Annotated in this window: 4 protein-coding genes and 2 pseudogenes; 1 reads left to right on the top strand and 5 read right to left on the bottom strand. The window is 66.0% G+C overall.

The genetic code is table 11. The annotated features are described in order from the left end of the window. Positions 1–230, top strand: a pseudogene (locus BN903_RS11840) (NAD(P)-dependent oxidoreductase); the annotation flags it as partial. Between the two features lie 27 nt (positions 231–257). On the opposite strand, the gene flaJ reads toward BN903_RS11840, so the two are convergent. From flaJ to BN903_RS11815, 5 genes and pseudogenes are all read right to left on the bottom strand, one after another. Then, complete coding sequence (gene flaJ / locus BN903_RS11835; protein WP_048077948.1) at positions 258–1,994, bottom strand: archaellar assembly protein FlaJ; 1,737 nt, start codon at positions 1,992–1,994, stop codon at positions 258–260. 46 nt (positions 1,995–2,040) lie between these two features. Beyond that, positions 2,041–3,713 (bottom strand): annotated as a pseudogene (locus BN903_RS11830) (type II/IV secretion system ATPase subunit). Positions 3,714–3,784: 71 nt separating this feature from the next. Further along, on the bottom strand, positions 3,785–4,534 hold the full coding sequence (locus BN903_RS11825; protein WP_048077913.1) for an ATPase domain-containing protein: 750 nt from the start codon (positions 4,532–4,534) through the stop codon (positions 3,785–3,787). Position 4,535: 1 nt separating this feature from the next. Next, entirely contained in the window at positions 4,536–5,030 is a 495-nt protein-coding gene (locus tag BN903_RS11820; RefSeq protein WP_048077912.1) for a flagellar protein G, read from the bottom strand. Then, complete coding sequence (locus BN903_RS11815) at positions 5,031–5,504, bottom strand: flagellin (protein WP_048077947.1); 474 nt, start codon at positions 5,502–5,504, stop codon at positions 5,031–5,033. Positions 5,505–5,669 lie beyond the last annotated feature (165 nt).

Genomic DNA, 5,669 nt, shown 5'->3' with positions numbered 1-5,669 from the left:
CCCACGAGGCGGTGAACTGCGTCGCGGCCGACAACGCCCTCGGCCGCCCGCTGCTCGACCTCCTCCGCGAGGCGTACGACGGCGTTCCCGACGACTGTACCGTCGACGAGGGCGACGACCGCGGTGTCTACGCGATCGACAAGGCGGATCGGCTGTTCGGATGGACGCCCTCGCGCTCGTGGCGCGACGCCGCCGACGAGGAGATCGCCGAGCCGACGCTGTTCGAGTGACGGTCGAGCAGCCCGTCCGCGGGCCGTTCAGATCGACAGGATCGCGTTGACGAGCGTCCGCGTCGCGATGGCGGTGACCGCCCCGAGCCACGTCAGGAGGACGAAGTGGATGTAGCCGTTCGCCGGGTTCCCGCCGTCGATCCGGCGGATCATCTGCGAGGAGAGCGCCGCGTTGAACAGCACGACGGTGAGCAGGAGGTACTCGATCAGCGGGATGTCGTACGCGCCGGGGTAGACGATCTGGCCGATGTCCATCTCTTCGAGCCCGAAGTCAGCGGTCAGGTCGGCCAGAATGGCGACGATCTCCAGTCCGATGAAGAAGGCGAACGTCGCGGCCGCCGTGATCCCGTACAGCAGTCCGATGAACGTCATCGCCGCCTGCCGGCGCTGCTCGCGCAGCTGGTTGACGGCGTTCATGTTCTTCGAGATCAGCTCGCCGAGCATCTTCGGGTCCCCGCCCATCTGCCGACCGACGAGGTACATCTCGGAGAACTTCTGGATGAGGTACGAGCGCGTGTCACGCGTGAACGCTCGCCACGCGCCCTCGGTGCTGATCCGCATGTTGAGCCGGCGGTAGAGCCGCTCGATCGATTCCGAGAGCTTGCCGAAGTTCTTGTCGCGGAGGGTGGTGAGCACGTCGGTCGTCGTCGACTGCTTCGCGCTCTCCGTCGCCCCGAGCGCGCGGACGAACGACGGAAACTCGCCGTCGCGGGCGGTGATCGCCTGCTCCTCCTGCCGGAGCACCACGCCGGTGACGATCAGCGGCGAGATGGGGACCGCGAGGTACAGCGGCAGCCGGACGTTGTCGACGAAAAAGAGGAGTCCCGGCAGGCCCGGCCCGTAGCCGAACATCCCGGCGGCCGTGATCCCGATGATCACGAACGTGAGCCCGCCGCCGCCGATGAGCGACGCCCACAGCTTCAGGTCGCCGGGGGCGCGCTCGTCCGGGTGGTACCAGATCGGGTCGTACGGCGACGTCGCGCGGATCATCGCGTAGAAGCCCAGTTGGACGAACACGAAGAGGACGATGACGGCCGCCACCGTCGCAGTTGGGTCGTTGCCGGTGAGGATCGGGAGGACGACCGCGAACACCAACGCGAACGTCATCGAGAGGATCATCGACATGTACAGGTCCTTCATCACCTCTAGGTTCGAGAGCGCGGACTCGTAGCGGGTCTCGTACTGCGCGAGCATCACGTCCTGCTCGGAGACGAGGAACTCCTGGAGCGACTGCCCCGCGCCCATCGTGTAGCCGAGCCGGTCGAAGAAGTCGGCCATCGCGTCGGAGGGGACCTCCTGTGCCCGGCGGCGACAGGCGTCGTCGAGGCTCTGGTTCCACGTGTCGACGAGGTGGACGACGCGGCCGATCTCCTCGGCGGCGACGCCGTACTCCTCCTCTTTCGCCAGCGTCCGAAACACCTCCATGCGGTCGATGTTCGTCGTCGACAACACCGTCATGTGCGTCATCACGAGGTGTAGCTGGTTGTCGATCTTCGTCTCCAGACTGGAGAGGTAGATCTTCGGGTAGATGACGGCCGCGAACAGCACGAGCGCGCCGAACATCGGGATCGGCACCCGGGCGGCGATCGGGAGCGGGAGCGCGACCAGCCCGACGACGCTCGCGAGGAACACGAACACGGCCGGCAGCAACACCAGCCCGACGTACTTGCGCTTGGAGATGTCGAGCTGGTCGTACGACTCCATGACCTCGGAGGTCAGTTGGAGCGCGGTCGCGAGCCCGTCGCCCATCTCCTTTACCGCCATCGTCAGTGTTCCCCCCATCCCATCGTCGCGTTCGCCTTCATCGTCGCTACCTCGTGTTCCGGTGCATGTCGAAGGGGAGCCCCTCGACGCCGTCGCGCTGGAAGGAGTTGATCGCGTCGTTCACCTCGTGGTAGCCCATGATCCCCTCCTGAATCATCCGCTCTATCAGCTCCGCGCGGAACTCCAGGTCGTCGTAGATGTCGCGGGTGTCGGCGTAGCCCAGAAGCGTCGCGATCTGCTCTTCGAGCACGTAGGAGTTGTTCATCCCCTGAAAGACGATCTCGTCTTCGACAGGGTCCCAGCTGAACACCTCGCGCGTGACGACCCCGTCCATCTCCTTCGAGTACCCCTCGATCTCCTGAACGCTGGTCACCCGGCGGAGCACGTCGTCGCCCTGTTTGACGCGGTTCTGGAACAGCGCCACGTCGGCGTTGTCCATGAACGTCTCCGGGACGTTGATCGGCTCGGAGGTGAACCGCTGGATCATCGAGACGATGTCCGAGGCGTGGAACGTCAGCATGACCGGGTGACCCGTCTGGGCCGCCTGGAACGCCATGCGCCCCTCGGCCCCGCGGACCTCCCCGACGATGATGTAGTCCGGACGCGACCGCAGCGCGGCGGCGACCAGATCGAACATGTCGACATCGGAAGAGCCCTCGTCGCCGCCCTCGCGGGTCAACAGCTGCTGCCAAGTGTTGTGGGGCGGGATGACCTCGGCGGTGTCCTCCGCGGTGTAGATCTTCGAGTCGTCCGGGATGTACGACAGTATCGCGTTCAGCGTCGTCGTCTTCCCCGACGCCGTCTCCCCGACCACGAACACCGTCTGCTCGTTCTCCAAACAGAGCCAGAGGTACGCCGAGAGCTGCGGCGAGAGCGTTCCCCAGTGGGTAATCTGGTTGATCGACAGCGGCACCTCGTCGCCCTGCCGGATCGTGAGCGAAGACCCCTTCAGCGAGACGTCGTCGGAGTAGATAATGTTGATACGCGACCCGTCGGGGAGCGTGGAGTCGACGATCGGGTCGGAGTCGGAGAGGGGGTCGCCCATCCGCTCGCCCATGTTCCGCAGCCAGTTGTCGAACTCCTGTGGCGTCCCGAAGTCGATGGTCGTCTCCAGCATGCCGTAGGTGCCGTGGTCGACGTGGCACTCCTTGGGGCCGATGACGTGGATGTCCTCGTTGGCCGGGTCGCGCATGATCGGCTCGAGGGGACCAGCCCGACGATGTCGCGGTTGAGCCGGTAGCGGATGTTCTCGTAGGTCTCCTCGGTGACCGACAGCTTGCCGAAGTTCTTCAGCTTCGAGAGCCCCTTGCGCCAGCCGGAGGAGGTGTCGTCGACGTGGGTCACCTCCTCCAACAGCTCCTCGATGAGGTCGTCGTACTCCGCCTCGTTGTCCGGTGCCGTGTGCTGACCGCTGGCGGTGAGCAGCCGGTTTTTTACCTCGTTGAGCACCTCCACCTGCGGACCGCTCACCTCGGGTTCGATGGCGTAGTACTTCGTGTCCTGTCCGAGGTCACCGTAGATGTGGCTGTAGATGGGGCCGCCGACGGGGTAGATGACGTTCGGCCGGTCGGACTCGTACTCGTCTTTCGGCTCCTCGATGAACTGCGGGAACTCCCCCGTGATCTGTTTGAACTCGCGGAGGTGTTCCCGGAGGTGGGGCCGCCGCATGGCGGCCTTTCGGAGCTCGTCGGACGGTTGTGCGGTTCCGTGTTCGGTCATGTCCCACGCTGCGTCGCCGTGTTGATCGCGGTCCGCCCGCGCGGACCGACTGTGCGTCTCCGAGTCATGGGTCAGGCGACGCTGCGGCTCTCTATCACGATACCGGTTCCGGAACGTACCGAGAACCCGATGGTGTCGCCGACCTGCTCGCCCATGCCCGCGAACCGCTTGACGTTGATCTGGCGGCGGATGTCGTTGCCGACCTCGACCATCTCCAGCTGGAGGAAGACGTCCGCGATCGACCGGAACGGGCCGATCGCGTCGTCGTCGACGGCGGAGGGGTCGACGGTGAGCACCACCACCTTCCCCTGCGAGATGATCTCGCGGAAGAAGGAGATGATCTCCAAGGCGGCCTGTCGCTCCTCGTTTTTCCGGACCAGCGACTCGAAGGTGGGGTCGTTGCGGAAGATGGCGTCGAACGTGTCGAGGAAGACGACGTCGGAGTTCCACATCGCCTCGGCGTTCATCAGCCGCTTGAGCAGCTCCTTGCGCTCGCCGTCGCCGTCGGAGAACGCGCCGCCGGAGTCGAAGTCGGCGTGGAGGAAGAGCAGCTCCTCCTGTAAGAGCGGCTTCACCATGTCGTACTCCAGCGAGTGCATCTGGTCGATGAACCCGCGGACGGTCAGCTCCGTCGACATCATCGTCACCGACGCGCCCTCCTGGATCAGCCCGTAGGCGAACCGCTGTGAGATGGCGCTTTTCCCGGCCCCGTAGTCGCCCTCCATGAGGACGATGCTGCCGCGCGGGATGCCGCCGCCCAGCTCCTTGTTCAGCCGGTCGCGCTCGCCGAGGCCGAGGGAGAGCAGGTTGTCGTGGGGCATCTCAGCTCCCCCCCTCCACGCGGAACTGGAACAGCTCCTCGTCGCCGTTCGCCGAGAGGAACACCCGGTGGTCGCCGTCGTCGAGGGTGCCGCCCGATCCCTCGATCTCGCTCACGTTGATCGTGAGCCGCAACACGTCGCCTCGACTCCACGCGTTCGCGCCGTCCGCGGAGACGAGTTCGCCGGAGGTCGCGTCCGGCCCGACGTAGCTCCCGTCGAAGACGACGTCGAGGTCCGATCCGTCGGGCGCGAGCCGGTAGGTGCCCGTGTTTTTGATCAGCAGCGTTACGTTGTTCTCGCTCGCGTTATACACCCCCGCGCTAGGGTCCGAGATGATCGTCACGTCGGTCCGAAGCGTCTCGGTCGCGTCGAGGCCGGCGTCCTCGACAGCGGCGCTCACGCGGTCGACGCCGGTAGTGATGGTGCCGACGACGCCCGCGGCGATGACGAGACTCGCGATGAACAGGATGAGGTGGGAGACGGGAACGCTGGCCATCTACGGGCTCACCTCCGTCACGGTCGCGGCGTCGCGGACGCCGGACTCGACGACGAGGACGATCCGCGTTCCCTCCTCGATCGTCGTCGACGTGTCGTTCTGTGCGACCTCGACCGTCAGTTGCTCGTCACCGAGCCAGAGCGCGGTGTCGGCGTCGCCGTCGACGGTGGTCGTCGCGTTCGGTCCGCCGACGTCGACGTACTCGTTGCCGACGACGAGCGTCGCGTCGTCCGCGACGAGGCCGACGGATCCCTCGTTGGTGGCGTTGACGGTGAGGATATCCGAGGTGGTGTCGTACGTGGCGTTCGTCACCGCGAACTCGGTGTTCTGTCGCTCCAGCGCACGCTCGTTGACGCCGTGTTGAGCGTCGGAGACGCGGTCGAGTCCGTTGGCCGCCACGGGGTAAAACGTCGTGAACGCGAAGAACAGCCCCGCGACGATGATGGCCGTGGACGCGGAGACGCTAACGCCCATCTCCCCACCCTCCGTCGGCCGGATCGGCGCGGTCGGAACGGGATTCGGATCGTTCATCGGTCGCGTGGAACCGTTCCGGTCGCGTCGGTCCTCGCGGTGACCGTCGCGGCGGTCCGCGTCGGCCTGCGGCCGTGCGTCGCCGCGGTCCGTCGCGTCGTCGTGGTC

The organism is Halorubrum sp. AJ67 (genome assembly GCF_000513435.1).
Note: the sequence above shows the minus strand (reverse complement) of the source record. Positions and strands in the feature narration are given on the sequence as shown.

Coding starts and splice junctions, on each gene's coding strand:
- flaJ (WP_048077948.1), bottom strand. CDS start 1,994: ATGGCGGTAAAGGAGATGGGCGACGGGCTCGCGACCGCGCTCCAACTG.
- BN903_RS11825 (WP_048077913.1), bottom strand. CDS start 4,534: ATGCCCCACGACAACCTGCTCTCCCTCGGCCTCGGCGAGCGCGACCGG.
- BN903_RS11820 (WP_048077912.1), bottom strand. CDS start 5,030: ATGGCCAGCGTTCCCGTCTCCCACCTCATCCTGTTCATCGCGAGTCTC.
- BN903_RS11815 (WP_048077947.1), bottom strand. CDS start 5,504: ATGGGCGTTAGCGTCTCCGCGTCCACGGCCATCATCGTCGCGGGGCTG.